We start from the raw sequence: 14006 nt of genomic DNA, 5'->3' as shown, positions 1-14006 counted from the left end.
CCTGAAAATCATGAAGGCATGGTTTATGTGGTCATGATTCGGTTGATGCTGAGGCGGTTAACAAACAACCGACGAACGAGGAACTTGAAACCTGCTTAACCAGCATTTACAAACACTTTCTAAACCCGCGATCGCTTGCTCCTTTTCCAAAAACAACTGTAATAACTTTTCCAGCAGTACACCGTCTGCTTACATTTGCTGCCGAATAGTGGCTTGGGTTTTAGCATCAAAGTCAGCAGAACCTACGGCTATAATGATCTTATGTAAGCAATTGCTTAATTCACCCAGACTGCCTAAAGCGAAATTTTACAGCTGTGCTGTGTGTGTAGAAATCCACTGCATCCAAAAAATGTCCGATATCAGCAAGCTGCTTAAAGATACAAATATTAAAAACTATAGGTGAGACGATTACTAACTTCAGATATTTTTTTCTGAACAAACAGGTTATCAACTAATGTGTCGATTTCTTTGTCACTCAGCTTCTTCTGAAGCAGTAGTGTTTTTATGTGTTGACGCAGTGCTTTTTGAGTTCTAGGGCGTTTGTTTTTCTGGATTCTGGATAGATTTTCAATGACTTTTGCTATTGAATCTACATTCTGAGAAATTAATACATTCTTTTCTTTAGATACCGCAAGTAAGCTTTGTATTCTTTGGCACTTAATTTTACTCTTGCTTATATGCTTAATCAATGGATCAAATCCTTTGTCATTAGACAAGATAAGAAAAGATCCTGCTCCAATCTCTTTGCTGAGTTTACCTAGATAGAAAGCTATATGAAAATCAAGCGCGTTGCTACCTGCTTCTTCTATCTTTATCCATTCAACTCTTTGCCCAAACCGTTGAGTAGCTTGAACTAGCTCCATAGGAATTTTGTTCTGGGCTTGTCCAACAAATATCTTGATATCAATATCTTGTTCTTGAATCTCAGATAAATCAATATTTTGGACGTTCTCGTAATCAACAAGCAGGATAGCCTTTTTCAGCTTTTGATTCATAAAGACAATTTGGCAACTATGCAAGTTGATTATTCCCTGATTAACGTCTTATATTGCAACCTTAACCCCAGGACGAAACAGACTAGCAATTAATTTATATTGCCAAAGTGCAGAGGACACCGAGCTTTGCACTCTGCGCCTCTGCGGTAAATTGATCGCCCGTTTGCTTTTAGCTTTCGATCGCCACTGCCCCTTCTTTTTGCTTTCCAACCGCCACCTTACCTGCTTCCTCTTGCCGCTGCATTGAGGCATAGAGACGATTCAGCGCATTCACATATGCCTGAGCCGATGCCACAATAATGTCTGTATTGGCGGAGTGTCCAGCGAAAATGCGATCGTTCTGGCGAAGGCGAATAGTGACTTCACCGATCGCGTCAATGCCAGCAGTGACCGACTGCACTGAGAATTCAATCAATTCATTGGGCACGTTCACCACCCGATTGATCGCTTTGTAAACAGCATCGACAGGTCCCGTGCCAGTTGCCGCATCCGTCAGCTCCTGACCATCGGGAGTGCGGATCGCTACCGTCGCGGTGGGGTGAGCACGATCGCCGCAGGAAACCTGCACCAGTTCGAGGCGAAACAGTTCAGGAGCCTGCTGAATTTCGTCGTTGACGATTGCCTCCAGATCCCAATCTGTAACTTCTTTTTTCTTGTCTGCCAGTTCCTTAAACCGAACAAACGCTTTGTTGAGTTCTTGATCGGCGAGGTCAAAACCCAATTCTTTGAGGCGTGATCGAAAGGCATTGCGTCCCGACAGTTTGCCCAACACAATCTGGTTATCAGTCAACCCAATGGACTGAGCATCCATGATTTCGTAGGTCAACCGATTTTTCAGCACACCATCCTGGTGAATGCCCGATTCGTGAGCAAACGCATTGGCACCAACGATCGCCTTATTCGGCTGCACCAGCATTCCCGTCAGGTTCGACACTAACCGCGAGGTCTTGTAAATTTGCCGCGTATCAATATTGGTGAGCGGTGCTTCTGAATCGATCGGACGACCCAAGAAAGGATTGAAGTACTGCCGCCGGACGTGCAGACCCATCACCAATTCTTCCAGCGCCGCATTGCCTGCCCGTTCGCCAATGCCGTTGATGGTGCATTCGAGCTGCCGAGCACCGTTCTTCACTGCTTCCAAAAAGTTTGCAACTGCCAATCCCAAATCGTTGTGCCCATGCACGGAAATAATTGCCTGATCAATATTGGGCACATTCTCTTTAATGCCGCGAATCAACGCGCCAAATTCCGCAGGAGTTGTGTAACCGACGGTATCGGGAATGTTGACGGTTGTTGCACCTGCCGCGATCGCCCGTTCCAGCACTTCATAGAGAAACTCTGGGTCAGAACGTCCCGCATCTTCGGGCGAAAATTCCACATCATTTGTGAGGGACTTAGCATAAGCAACCATTTCACCTGCAATCGACAGCACCTCAGCACGTGATTTCTTCAGCTTGTACTGCAAATGAATGTCTGAAGTTGCAATAAAGGTATGAATTCTGGAACGTGCGGCAGGTTTCAGGGCATCAGCAGCCGCTTTAATGTCGTTATGCGTGGTTCGTGCCAAGCCACAAATGATGGGACCACCCTCTACGCCAACGACTTCCGCAATTTTCTGCACGGCTTCAAAGTCGCCAGGGCTAGAGTAAGGAAACCCAGCTTCAATCACATCCACACCCAGTCGTGCGAGTTGGCGCGCGATCGTCAGTTTTTCGTCAATGTTAAGCGCCGCACCAGGTGCCTGTTCGCCGTCTCGGAGTGTGGTGTCGAAAATAATGATGCGATCGTGACTGGGTTGAGAGGGTGTTTCCATAAGTAGAGATTCCTGCTGTCATGCAAGCGACAATATTATTATTCTAAAGGGCGAAGTCCACATTCCGCACTTCAAACTGTAGTATCTTGTACTTCAAGTCAAAAATTACGCTCAGATGCAGGCTACTTTCGCAATAAACACCTGCTGTTGAGTCTTCTGCTCCAATTAAGTTCTATGATGCTCTACACCCTCTTTCTTTCTTAGTAGTCTGATTTCTCAATTTCCTTACGAATTGCGTTCAGGTCAATGTAGCGATCGGTCACATTCCGCAGTTCACGGGCAATCATGCCTTCGGTGGAAACAACTGTGATGTGGGTGTTTTTGGAGCGTAGGAGTTCGATCGCTCGTTCAAAATCACCATCGCCGCTAAACAAGATCACCCGATTGTACTGTTCAACAGTGTTGAACATATCAACGACGATTTCAATATCTAAATTTGCTTTTTGCGAGTAACGCCCAGAATTATCATCGTAGTATTCCTTCAAAATCTTGGTTCTCACCGTATACCCCAAGCTAATGAGAGCATCCCGAAAACCGCGTTGATCCTGAGGATCTTTTAGACCGGTATACCAAAAGGCATTAATCAGGTTTACATCTGGGTCACTGGTAAAATGCTCCAGTACTCGCTTCGGATCGAAAAACCAACCGTTTTTTTGTTGAGCATAGAACATATTGTTTCCGTCTACAAAAATAGAAAGACGGCTCGTTGCATAAGGCATAAAAACTAAAGACCTAAAATTTGTAAGAAATAAATGAATGACTAATTGTAACAACTTGTTTTAAAGTCGTTAACAAAAAGGCGTAATATCATTTCTCAATGACATTATTCAGCACACAAAGCAGCAACCTGTAGTTGTCAGGATTGCCTGACAACACTACAGGACCATTCTTTACGCAGCTTTCAAGCAGAACAGCCTTTAAAGGTAGTTAAACGAACTTAAAACATCTCTGTGTTAAAGCATTTATGAGTCAAGAATATCTATAAGGTATGCAGCTTATTAGTTAACGTAAAACCGACTAGCGCTCACGTTAGAACGCTTGTTGGAAACCACACAATATTTATACAGTTAAAGAATAAAGTCATAAAACGTATGTCAGTTGGGTGCCCTCATTATTACAAAAAACTTCAGATCTTGCCTCACTACCATTGATCAGCTGATCGCTCCAATTGATCAGCAGGGGGAATGAAGACTTTGCTTTCAGACGTATTTTAGCGAAAGCAGAAAATACTCTTTATGGCATGACGCTCGGTTACTGACTAATCTGACTTGCAGCGGCAGTCCTTAAGCTTCAGGAGCTAAAAGCCAGAAAGCGGTATCCACACCCCTCTACAGCCCTTAGCCTTAGCCAATCACTTTGGCGATCGACTGCCGCATCACTCTTGCGTTTCTGGCAAGTTCGCCCCCCATTCTGGCAACGGTTCAGCAGCAAGGGGCATTGTTGTTGGACTCACAGCATAGAGTGATGGAGGCACCAACTCTAGCTGCTGTTGAGCTTTGGTAAGGGTAGGCTGCCCTCGACGGCGACGGGAGACATTTTCTTCGTTGGTGTCTTCTGCCACAACTTCATACAGCACCGCTAGTTTGTCAGGGGTTTTGCCCTTACGGAGTACCCGTCCCAGACGTTGAATGTGTTCACGGGTAGAGCCTGTGCCAGAGAGGACGATCGCCACACTTGCATCAGGTACATCCACGCCTTCATTCAGCACCCGAGATGCAACCAGTGTGCGATAGTCGCCTGTTTTGAACTTAGCCAGGATATCGTGCCGTTCTTTGACACCCGTTTGATGCGTGATGGCAGGGATCAAAAACTCCTGAGAAATGCGGTACACCGTCGCATTGTCGTCTGTAAAAATCAGGGTGCGATCGGGATAATGGGTTGCGAGCAGATCTGCCAGAACGCGCAGTTTGCCTTCGGTGCCAAAGGCGATCGCTCGTGCTTCTCGATGCGCCAGCATAGCTCGTCGTCCCGCTTTAGAACGAGCGCTTGCCTGCACAAACCGCTGCCATCCTTGAACTGAACCGAGGAAGATCTTCGCCTCCTGCAAAAACTGGTTTCGTAGATGGATCAGTTCATCGTAGCGATCGCGCTCATTTTGCGACAGCCGCACCATAATTTGCACTGCCTTATGTTTCGCTAGGGTATTGCCTGCTAGCTCCTCAGCGCTTTTGCGATACACCTCTGCACCAATGAGAGTGTGCAAGTCTTCATGCTTGCCGTCAGCACGAGCGGGTGTGGCGGTAAGACCTAGACGGTAAGGGGCGATTGCATACTCAGCAATCACACGGTTGAAATCACTAGGCAAATGGTGACACTCATCAAAAATGAGCAGCGCATATTGATTGCCTAATGTTTCAGCATGAATTGCCGCACTGTCATAGGTCGAAACCAAAATGGGCGATTGATCTCTGGAGCCACCGCCCAACAGCCCAATCTCGACATCAGGAAACGCTGCCACAAGATGGGCATACCATTGATGCATCAGGTCTAGCGTTGGCACCATGATTAGCGTGCTGCGTTTAGTTGCCTGCATTGCCATCTGCGCCAGATACGTTTTACCTGCGGCAGTTGGTAGCACCACTAGCCCCATGCGTCCAGCACCAACCCATGCTGTTAAAGCTTCTTGCTGATGCGGATAAGGCTCCATTTCCAGCTTTGGGATCAGCTCAACGTCGTGAAAAGCTTTTGCCTGATCGTCTAACTCGGTGCCTGCTGCCCGTAATGCCAACACCAGATTGCGATACTGCATCGCTGGAATGCGAAAACGCTCAACGCGATCGTCCCATGTAGCGAAGTCCAACCACTCTTTGCCGCGTGGTGGTGGATGCAGAATGAGAGTGCCGCGATCGTAGGACAGTGTAGGAGTGCGAGCCATCAACCGTTACCTATGTATCAGGGTCAAGCCCCATTGTCCGCAGTCGTTCTGCCAGTTGAGCAGGCTTTGCCTCAGCACGTTCTGCGCGTTGCCGTTCCTGGTTTGCATTTTCGGCTCCAGTTGGAATAACAGCGCCTTCAGCCGTACACCAGCGCAACCAGAGATCGTCCTTGCCTTCAAACTTGCCATCCCAAAGTGTTAAACCAATGCCGATCGCCTCTAACCAGGTGCCAGAAATTTCTTGATAGTGCCCTGCCCGTTGCTCAAACGATCGCAACACACAATCACCTAACTGCTGGAGCGGATCAAACACAATGTAGTAAGCTACGCCCATCCGAGCATAGCTATCAAGTTTGCTACCTAACTCGTTACCTTCTTTGTTAGACACAATTTCAATCACGACATCGGGCGGCTTGCCAAATTCCCAGACAAAATAGGTGCGGTTTTTCTTCTCACGCCAGTCCTGTGGCACTTCCACATCTAAACTCAAGAAGACATCAGGAACCAAAGGCGGCTGACGCACTGCATAAAATACGCCCACATTTGCTGCCAGCAAAAAGGTCCGCGTACCAAAGACAGACGGATTGCTATACAGCGGTTCAGTCAACAGTCGCTGCTGCTTCTCAGAAATGAGATGATCCACAGAGGTATTGTCATCGATCGCCAGCTTGCTGATATCTAGCGACACGTCAACCTCAATTGCCACGTCTGGAGACATCGGTGGTTCCTCTCTTGCTACTTGCAATAGTAGCGGTTTCGGCGGAAATTGGGTGATAGGATGACACCGGAGGGAAAGGGCAGGTTAATCCATTGTATAAGTTGTATAAGTCGGCAAAGGGCATGCTTTAGCGTGTGCAACTCAGCGTTGTGCTGGAGGCAACATTGATTGATAGATTGCCGCACAGACGTTGCACAACCGTAATAATCGCATTGCTGTTTCTTGTCGCCAGAGTTATAACCAAACCTAGAGACACTGGTAACAGACGATGGCTGGTCAAATATTGGGCGATCGCTACGAAGTAGAGCGGCAAATTGGCAAACAAACTGGACGCTGGACCTTGCTTGCCCGAGATCTAAAAACACAAGAGCGTGTAGTCATCAAACTGTTGTTTTTGGATGATGCGCTGGAGTGGGATGACTTGAAACTTTTCGAGCGCGAGGTCGAAATCCTCAAAGCGCTTTCGCACCCGTCTATTCCTCGTTACTTAGGCTTTTTTGAACACCAACTGCCTAACGATAAAGCGCTTGCTCTTATTCAGACCTACGTTCCAGGTAAATCGCTGGAGCAGTGTCTGCAAGAGCAACGGCTTTTTACCGAAGCAGAAACAAAGCAACTTGCCAAAGCGCTGCTTAACATTCTGATCTACTTGCATGGGCAACAACCACCGATCGTGCATCGAGACATCAAGCCCAGTAATATTTTGCTAGCAAACCGTCAGGTCTATCTTGTAGACTTTGGCTCCGTTAAGTCCTTGACGAGTACTGGCGATACGAGTGCTTTTACGGTGGTTGGCACCTATGGTTATATGCCGCCCGAACAGTTCAGTGGGCGGGCGATCCCAGCGTCCGACCTCTACAGCTTGGGCGCAACTTTGACAGCGATGCTGGCTGGTGCTCACCCATCGAGTCTGCCGCATAAAGGTACGAAACTTGACTTTGAAAAAATTGCCAACCTTAGCCCAGCCTATGCAGACTGGCTGGGCTGGTTGACCAATCCAAATCTGGAGCAACGGGTACGCTCAGCACAAGAAGCGCTAGCTGCTCTGGAACAAGGCGGACGACGATCGCCAATGATCGCACCAATTGCAAAACCCACTGAGACTAAAATTTCTCTGACCCAAGATGCAACCCGCTTAGAAATTTTCATGCCCTCACTCTTGGGGCAAGCGCATCTTCATATTGATCAGCAGCAGATTTCTCTCTCTCAAAAGCGCCTGGGTTTTCAAACTGGTAGGCCTCTGACCGCGCCGCGAAAGCAAATCAGCCGATTGGAGTACCGCAAGGTAGGAAGCGCCCAAAATAATGCTGAACCCTATCTGGCTCTTTGGGCTGGCACACAAGAGTACGAACTCAAGAGTTATCCGCCGCTTACCGTTCCAGAAACGGACTGGCTGGCATACGAGCTTTCAATCTGGTTAAAGCTGCCTATTCAGTAAGAACAATCAGCAGCTTAAAACGTTTAGCAAGCAGCCTTTAAACGTGACATTGCTTAAACAGTCAACGGTCAGACGTGTTCTACGTCTGACCGTTGACTGTTTACAGAGCGCCCTTAACCCTTCTGCACAAACTGCTGCAAAATCTCACCAGGGGAACGATCCCAGGTATCTACGTGTTCACAAATTAAGGCATTCTGGTCAAGGGTGTAGAGGGAGTAGCCGTTGAAGAACAGCTTGGCCTTCCAGGGTACTCGCAGTGTACCCCGTACTGTCCAATCAGCACGAATGGTCGTCTGGTTGGTTGCCTCCACGTTGTGCAAATCAAAAGCAAGCTCTGTGAAAAAGAGCCGACCATGAAACCGTAGTGTCCAAAAGATAATGCGGTAGTTAAACTTGCCTTTAAACCGATTAACCGGATCGCGAAAGTCGATGTCGCGGCTGTAGATATCGTAGGAAATATCACGCTCAAACAATGTTGGAAGATCATGCTGCAAAGTCACGATCGCTCGCTCAACCCGCTTCAGATAATCACCCCGATCTGGATCATGGTTCATCACGATCGCTCTGCTCAACGTTTACCGTTTGCCTTCATCCTTGCCCCTTCACTGCCACCTCACGGCTCAGTTTCTTTAGCTCTTCTGTTTGCACTCTAATGTCACCTTTTGCGCCTACATTCACGGCACCAAGGCTACCGCCCAAGCCAAGCACTTCTCCGGGTTTAGCTTGAGCAAAATCAAACGATTTAACGAACTGTGCCAGGGCATATTCAAGCTGTGCGCCGGGGTCTAGAGTGACCCAGCCTTCAGTGGTAAGCTGACGAAACTCAAAATGAAGGTGTGGTCCGGTTGAGACGCCTGTGCTGCCGACTCGTCCAATCACCATGCCTTGCTTCACAAACTCACCAGGCTTGACAAAGATCTCGGACAGATGCCCGTAGAGCGTTTGCTGAGTGCCCTGATTGTGGTCGATCGCCACTGCTAAACCATAGCCGCCCATAAAATCTGCAAGCGCGACCTTACCAGCGTAAGCAGCCAACACAGGGGTGCCCATTGGTGCACCTAAGTCTGTACCAGCGTGGAAGCGTTGTTCACCTGAGACGGGGTGCAACCGCCAGCCAAACAGTGAAGTGATTGGCGCTGGAATGGAAAGGGGAAACACTAGCCGAATGTTGCCATTGCCCAGCATAGCGGGGGGTCGTAACGTGCGATAGTAGTAGTCCCTTACTGATGGCGTGGTACGACCAGGCGTAACACTGTAATCACTGATTGCCGCAGAGCCAACACTTAGTGGAGACGACGACGTGACGCCTGGCAGCAGTGGAGAGCGCTTGGCAATATCACTACTGCGCTCAGTTGCCCCAATGCTATAGCTGGTTGAATCAATGTACTGATCATCAGCACCACTTGCTGCGCCAGAGGACGATGGCGCGATCGCACGGTCTAGATCCAAAGGAGTTTCACGGGTGGGAAAAGCTTCGGGGGCAGCAGGCTCGATCGAGAGATCGGCGCTGGGAGCATTCAGCGAAGGTACTTCTAAAGCTGGTGACGGAGCCTGCTGCTCAGGTGCAGGTTCTGATAGCGTGTCGATGGACTGTGCCCATACAGTACCGCCACTCAAAACGGCAACGGTGCCAAGAACGCTGAGGCTTCGGCTTAAGAGCAATCGACGAGAAGCATCATGGAGCAAACGGGCAGCGGTGACGTGCGGAGTCATTGTGAAATCCTTGTGTCTAACAAACCGAAAGGGTAGGACAAAGTAAGATTGCAGCCCAGTCTAACAAAAGCAGAAAAATCAAGGCGTTTGGGTAGCAGGGGGAGACGAATTAGGAGTAGAGCTGTCAGGTATTGGTGTTGTCGTTGGTGTTGTATTTGGGCTAGATGTGTTGGGAACAGATGGATTAGAAGGCGTTCTGCCGCCCGGTGAAGCAAGACTTGGAGTTGTGGCACCAGTAGCGATCGGTAGATTGGTCACAGCTCGCTGGAGTGATGACAGCGATCGGTTATAGCCAATGACGGCGTTTACCCGGTTACCCTCGGCGTTAGTTAAAGCGTTTTCAGCATTGATTACATCAGTGGAAGTACCAACCCCAGCCTGAAAGCGTAGGCGCGCTAGACGTAATGCTTCCTGCGCTTGCCCCAGGGCTTGGGTTGTAGTGCCAATATTTTCAAAATTAGAGAGCAAGTTGGCATAGCCTTGCTCAACGGCAAAGCGTACTTGATTACTTTGATCGGCAAACGTCTGTTCTGCGATCGCAATATTTGCTTCTGCCTGCCGTGCCTGAGCAACCGCTGCACCGCCATCAAAGAGGGTCCAGTTTGCTCCTAATTGAAAGGCGTAGCCATCACCAATACGAATGTCGTCGTTTAAGTTATCCGCAAGTGAATACTGTGCTTGCGCGGTCACATTGGGTTTCAGAGTTGCTAGGGCAGCTCGACGCTGCTGCTGCGCCTGCTCTCGCTGCACAAGCTGTTGCTCTAGCTCGGCACGATTTTTCAGCGCTAAGACAATGCTTTCCTCCAGAGACAGATTCCACTCACCGGCAACATCCACTGGATCAGCCGCTGCCAGGTCGACCGCAGGTGAAAGGCTTAACCGTTGCGCGAGTTGTCGCCGAGAGATCTGCTGTTGTGCGATCGCGTTTGTAAGGTTCTGGCGCGCGTTCGCTAACTGCACTTGAGACTGTAAGACATCAAAACGAGTGCCTAGCCCTGCGCGTTCTAATGCCAATGTATCGCGCAAACTGGCTTCATTATTTCGTACTGAGGCTTGCTGAATGCGAACAGCTTCATCGTTCTGCTGCAAGTTGTAGTAATCGCCTGCAACGTCAAACCGTAATTGCTCTTGATTAATTTCGACCTGAAGTTCATCTGATCGTAGCTGCCTCTCAGCGGCTCGAATCGTTGCTGGACGACGACCCGAGGTGAAAATGTCATAACTTAGCGTTGCTGAGGCACTAAAGGTATTGTTAACTGGGCTGTCGGTGTTGGTTTGACGACCCAACAGTTGTGACAACGCATTGTTATTCTGACCACCACCGCTGGCTGATTGAGAACGACCTAAGCTAGTTTGTGCGCTCAAGGTTGGAAAGTTCGCTGCTTGAGACTCCCGTAACGCCGCTCTGCTGCGTTCCAACTGTAAGCGGCTAACTTGAAGGCTGCGATTGTTACGCTGTGCTAGCTCGATCGCCTGTTGCAGGGTAATCGGCTGAATACCTCGAAGTCTTACTTCCTCTGGCTTAGTGGGAAAACTCAGCGGGTTTGGATCTGGGTTTAGGTAGTCGGGTGCCTTACCAGGTTTGGCAGGACCTAACGGTCGTGAAGGACCTGGATCTGGGGTTGAAAGCGGAGGCTGCGTGATGCCACCAGGCACTGGTGTAGGGGTGGGCGCTGGTGAGGGAGTACCACCAGGCGCTGGTGCAAGGTTAGGCGCTGGTGAGGGAGTGGCTTGCGCGATCGCAGGCTGCTTAACATTGGTCACCGCTGCGGTTTGTGCGATCGCAGGCTGCTGTCGGCTAATCGCAAGGGTACTGTCTTTCGTAGGAGCACTGCCTCTAGTGCTTATTGTCTTGGGTACAACTGGAGCGACTACCACTTTAGACGGCACTGGTTTAGCCGCAGTAGGTTTAGGTGGACTGTGGCTAGCTGACTCTGAGGAAACTGTCGTTTCTGGTAGTGATATTGGCTGTAGTTTATCGCTTTTAGAAGCAGTCGGGGCTTGGTTAGGAGTTGGCTCTGATAAACCCGGTGGCATACCACTAAGGACAACTAGAACTCCCACACCCATAACGAACAAATGACGAGAAGGTTGCATACGTTTCTTGCTAGCTTGCAGTCGAAAAACTTTTGGATGGCATCGGTCGAGGAGCAGCCTTATGCAGAATAGCCGCTTACTGATCAAATTGGCAAAGCCATCTTGTTTTAAAAAGTAAAGTCATCCTAACTTCAGGAGTGTAGTATACGGACGCGAACTAAAAGCATAGTTAAAGAACCGTGTGACAAGACTTTGAGACCGAAACTGCCTGAACAGAGATAATTTTTAGCGCAACAAAGTAACGTCGTTAACTTGGACTTACCTTACAACGTCGTTAGCTTGGACTCACCTTACGGGCAAGTGGTTCACTATTACTTCATCCACTAGCGTCACCTAACCGGGTGATCTGTCGAGCAACTGCAATATTTAAGTAAGCGGTAAACCCAGAAACGCTGGCTACAGTTCAAAACTCGACCCCTGATGCCCACACATCACGCCATTTAACGGTTCCTTCGTTTGCAATGACCCAGCGACGAGCGACTAAATTTTCACGTAGTGGTGCATGACCATCGCGCCACATGGCGTACTTATAAGTGACCATTTTGCCAACGCTTTCATTAAAAGGAATTTCAGTAAACCAGGTGTTGGTGTTGATGTATTCCAGCGGGTAAGCCTTGGAAATATCCCAATTGCCCAGTTCAGGACAGTCACCGGTAACGACGATCGTTTCGCCTGGTTGGGTCTGGACACCGTTAAGCTGGACACGCACGATCGTTTGACCTTTAACCCGTTCACCGACATGGCTGATGACGATCGCGCTGCGGGTGGGAATCTCCAGGTTGTGAATCTTGCCATGACTCACCTCAAACTTATTGCGGGTCAGGACGCAGGTATGCTCACCATCTGGTAATTCCGTCTCAACGTTGGCGATCGTTGCAGTCTCACCCCGGTTGAGCGCGACAAAACAAATGGAGTCGCGATACCGTCTGGCATAGCAATACACATCAGGTTCAAGGTGCTTCTGCCAATGCCCTCCCATGGACACAGCAGGATTCAAACGACGCAGACCAGAGAGTAAGCGGATCAAGCGATACATTTCAGTATCAGTGTCCCACTGCGTCATCATGGGACGGTTATAAGGATCATTGCCCCCGTTGGTATCGTCGTGGAGATACTGTTCTGTGCCGTAATAAATGCAAGGAATGCCACGACTGGTCATGATCAGCGTAATGGCTACCCTCAGTATGTCTGGATCAGCATTTAAGGACTGAAACCGGGGCATATCGTGGTTGCCGACAAACGTGACTAACTCGTTTGCCCTGAAGTAGCGGTAATCCAGGTCAAAGATCTCCTGAACCAGATGAAACCCACCTTCGGCTCCCTGTCCCAGTGCGGCGCGGATGGCAACACATAAGCCAAAGTCAAGCAGCGTCATGCCAGACTGATTGGCATATTCAACGGAGCGATCGTCCGAGGGATGATTATAAATCCACTCGCCAAAAGTAAAGACATCCGGTCGATAACTCTGGATATCGGCGTTAAACTCCTGCCAGAACCAGATGGGCATATGTTTAACGGTATCGATACGTAGGGCATCGACCCCGCGATCGAGCCATTGCTTAATGGCTGCTTTGATATAAGCGCGATAGTCGCTGTTGTTTTCGTTAAAGGTAGCTAGCCCAGACAGTTCACAGTTTTGCACTTGCCACTCGTCTTCCCAGTCTGTGACTTCGCCATAGTGGTGATACCAGCCGTTTTTGTCATCGTTAAAGTCAGCAATCTTGACACCATCATCATAAAGTTCGCCCTTTTTACCGCTGAAGTCGGGGTTGCTGTGGTTGCAAACGATGTCAAGGATCAGCTTCATGTTGCGCTTGTGTAGCTCTTCAATGAGGCGATCGAAAGTCGTATTTTTTTGCTCTTGAGTGCGGTTCAATGACGGGTCTTCGCCCTTACCGATGTAGCGTGGGTTGAGGCGCTTGAAGTCTCGCGTCCAGTAGCCATGCATGGCAGCGTTGTCTACAAAGAGCGCTTCCACCTGCTCAAACAAAGGCGTTAACCAGAGCGCGGTCACACCTAAATTTTTAAGGTAATCAAGCTTGTCAATGATGCCTTGTAAATCACCGCCCCAATATTTACCCCAGTCTTGCCGTTCAGGATCAAAAAGCTCTGGATTGGGTCCTTCGTTGTTTTCAGGATCGCCATCGTGAAAGCGATCGACCACTATGAAGTAGAGCGTTTCTTGACGGAACTCTATATCGCGAGTGTAAAGAAATTCCAGATCAATTTCGGTGTCTTGGCGGGCTTCCGAGACTAGCGATACGGCTTTTTCTTGGTTGTCATCCGTTTCGTACTGAGTGCGAGAGCCTGACGGAGGAGTTGCTACCATAATTCGTTGAGAGCCTACTAATAAGAGC

Annotated in this window: 10 protein-coding genes; 1 reads left to right on the top strand and 9 read right to left on the bottom strand. The window is 48.9% G+C overall.

The window, feature by feature from the left end:
- Positions 1–386 precede the first annotated feature (386 nt).
- From H6F86_RS01955 to H6F86_RS01935, 5 genes are all read right to left on the bottom strand, one after another.
- On the bottom strand, positions 387–995 hold the full coding sequence (locus H6F86_RS01955) for a PIN domain-containing protein (protein ID WP_190446419.1): 609 nt from the start codon (positions 993–995) through the stop codon (positions 387–389).
- A 169-nt stretch (positions 996–1164) separates the two neighbouring features.
- A complete protein-coding gene (locus H6F86_RS01950) occupies positions 1165–2808 on the bottom strand; it encodes a 2-isopropylmalate synthase (protein ID WP_190446418.1) in 1644 nt (547 codons plus the stop codon).
- A 200-nt stretch (positions 2809–3008) separates the two neighbouring features.
- Positions 3009–3527, bottom strand: coding sequence for an NYN domain-containing protein (locus tag H6F86_RS01945; RefSeq protein ID WP_190446417.1), 519 nt, complete (start codon positions 3525–3527; stop codon positions 3009–3011).
- Positions 3528–4183: 656 nt separating this feature from the next.
- Positions 4184–5683 carry a DEAD/DEAH box helicase family protein gene (locus H6F86_RS01940; protein WP_190446416.1) on the bottom strand — a complete coding sequence of 500 codons (1500 nt, stop codon included), beginning with the start codon at positions 5681–5683 and terminating at the stop codon, positions 4184–4186.
- A 10-nt stretch (positions 5684–5693) separates the two neighbouring features.
- Entirely contained in the window at positions 5694–6401 is a 708-nt protein-coding gene (locus tag H6F86_RS01935) for a Uma2 family endonuclease (RefSeq protein ID WP_190446415.1), read from the bottom strand.
- 268 nt (positions 6402–6669) lie between these two features.
- On the opposite strand from H6F86_RS01935, the gene H6F86_RS01930 reads away from it, so the two are divergent.
- A complete protein-coding gene (locus H6F86_RS01930) occupies positions 6670–7839 on the top strand; it encodes a serine/threonine-protein kinase (protein ID WP_190446414.1) in 1170 nt (389 codons plus the stop codon).
- Positions 7840–7952: 113 nt separating this feature from the next.
- On the opposite strand, the gene H6F86_RS01925 is transcribed toward H6F86_RS01930, so the two are convergent.
- The 4 genes from H6F86_RS01925 to H6F86_RS01910 all read right to left on the bottom strand — a co-directional run bounded on the left by H6F86_RS01925 (position 7953) and on the right by H6F86_RS01910 (position 13978).
- Positions 7953–8393, bottom strand: coding sequence for a DUF2358 domain-containing protein (locus H6F86_RS01925; protein ID WP_190446413.1), 441 nt, complete (start codon positions 8391–8393; stop codon positions 7953–7955).
- Positions 8394–8427: 34 nt separating this feature from the next.
- Positions 8428–9552, bottom strand: coding sequence for a M23 family metallopeptidase (locus H6F86_RS01920; RefSeq protein ID WP_190446412.1), 1125 nt, complete (start codon positions 9550–9552; stop codon positions 8428–8430).
- 78 nt (positions 9553–9630) lie between these two features.
- Positions 9631–11649 (bottom strand): TolC family protein, encoded by a 2019-nt coding sequence (locus tag H6F86_RS01915; protein ID WP_242033316.1) that lies wholly within the window; start codon positions 11647–11649, stop codon positions 9631–9633.
- A gap of 403 nt (positions 11650–12052) precedes the next feature.
- Positions 12053–13978, bottom strand: coding sequence for an alpha-amylase family glycosyl hydrolase (locus H6F86_RS01910; RefSeq protein WP_190446411.1), 1926 nt, complete (start codon positions 13976–13978; stop codon positions 12053–12055).
- Between the last annotated feature and the right edge of the window lie 28 nt (positions 13979–14006).

It is taken from the genome of Phormidium sp. FACHB-592 (assembly GCF_014695795.1).
Taxonomy (GTDB): Bacteria; Cyanobacteriota; Cyanobacteriia; order Leptolyngbyales; family Leptolyngbyaceae; genus Stenomitos.
The sequence above is the reverse complement of the archived record's forward strand: the minus strand, read 5'-3'. Positions and strand labels throughout refer to the sequence as shown.

Excerpts from the sequence above, each read along its gene's own strand:
- H6F86_RS01920 (WP_190446412.1), bottom strand. The coding sequence starts at position 9,552 with ATGACTCCGCACGTCACCGCTGCCCGTTTGCTCCATGATGCTTCTCGT.
- H6F86_RS01955 (WP_190446419.1), bottom strand. The coding sequence starts at position 995 with ATGAATCAAAAGCTGAAAAAGGCTATCCTGCTTGTTGATTACGAGAAC.
- H6F86_RS01930 (WP_190446414.1), top strand. The coding sequence starts at position 6,670 with ATGGCTGGTCAAATATTGGGCGATCGCTACGAAGTAGAGCGGCAAATT.
- H6F86_RS01935 (WP_190446415.1), bottom strand. The coding sequence starts at position 6,401 with ATGTCTCCAGACGTGGCAATTGAGGTTGACGTGTCGCTAGATATCAGC.
- H6F86_RS01915 (WP_242033316.1), bottom strand. The coding sequence starts at position 11,649 with ATGCAACCTTCTCGTCATTTGTTCGTTATGGGTGTGGGAGTTCTAGTT.
- H6F86_RS01910 (WP_190446411.1), bottom strand. The coding sequence starts at position 13,978 with ATGGTAGCAACTCCTCCGTCAGGCTCTCGCACTCAGTACGAAACGGAT.
- H6F86_RS01925 (WP_190446413.1), bottom strand. The coding sequence starts at position 8,393 with ATGAACCATGATCCAGATCGGGGTGATTATCTGAAGCGGGTTGAGCGA.
- H6F86_RS01950 (WP_190446418.1), bottom strand. The coding sequence starts at position 2,808 with ATGGAAACACCCTCTCAACCCAGTCACGATCGCATCATTATTTTCGAC.
- H6F86_RS01940 (WP_190446416.1), bottom strand. The coding sequence starts at position 5,683 with ATGGCTCGCACTCCTACACTGTCCTACGATCGCGGCACTCTCATTCTG.
- H6F86_RS01945 (WP_190446417.1), bottom strand. The coding sequence starts at position 3,527 with ATGCCTTATGCAACGAGCCGTCTTTCTATTTTTGTAGACGGAAACAAT.